Source organism: Aestuarium sp. (assembly GCF_023253315.1).
GTDB lineage: Bacteria > Pseudomonadota > Alphaproteobacteria > Rhodobacterales > Rhodobacteraceae > Marivivens > Marivivens donghaensis.
Genome location: NZ_JALRGW010000203.1, coordinates 1 through 549, shown reverse-complemented (window position 1 = coordinate 549; position 549 = coordinate 1). Strand labels below are relative to the sequence as shown.

Annotated in this window: 2 protein-coding genes; one reads left to right on the top strand and one right to left on the bottom strand. The window is 67.9% G+C overall.

Annotated features, from left to right (window positions below):
• A partial coding sequence (locus tag AC1QQ2_RS15025) for a hydroxyisourate hydrolase (protein ID WP_479713752.1) occupies window positions 1-57 on the top strand: 57 nt, incomplete at its 5' end.
• On the opposite strand, the gene AC1QQ2_RS15020 is transcribed toward AC1QQ2_RS15025, so the two are convergent.
• Window positions 54-549 (bottom strand): MOFRL family protein (locus AC1QQ2_RS15020; protein WP_479713751.1); only part of this gene is annotated, 496 nt, incomplete at its 5' end. The genes AC1QQ2_RS15025 and AC1QQ2_RS15020 overlap by 4 nt on opposite strands.

The window sequence follows — 549 nt, the reverse complement described above, 5'->3', positions numbered from 1 at the left end:
TACCATGTGCCCTTGCTGATCAGCCCCTTTGCCTATTCGACCTATCGCGGCAGCTAGCGGATCAGGATCGCGCGGAAATCATTGACATTGGTGCCAGTCGGGCCGGGGGTGAAGAGGTCACCCAAGGCTTCAAAGGCGGAATAGGCGTCATTGCCGGTCAAAAGCGCTACGGGATCGTGGCCAAGGCTGCGCAGGCGGGCCATGCTGTCGCCGGTTGCAAAGGCGCCTGCGTTGGATTCCGAGCCGTCGATGCCGTCGGTATCGGCGGCCAAGGCGGCAAAGGGCACCTGTTCGGCGGCAAGCGCGAGGGCCAGCAGAAATTCGCTGTTGCGCCCACCGCGGCCCTTGGCGCGCAGGGTGACCGTGGTCTCGCCCCCCGAGAGCAGCACCACGGGGCGGGCGAAGGGGCGGTTGCGGCTGGCGATTTCGCGGGCGATGGCGGCGTGGACCTGGCCGACATCGCGGGATTCGCCTTCGATCCGGTCGGACAGGATGGCGGCGGGCAGGCCTGCGGCTTCGGCGCGGGCGGCGGCGGCTTCGAGCGACAGG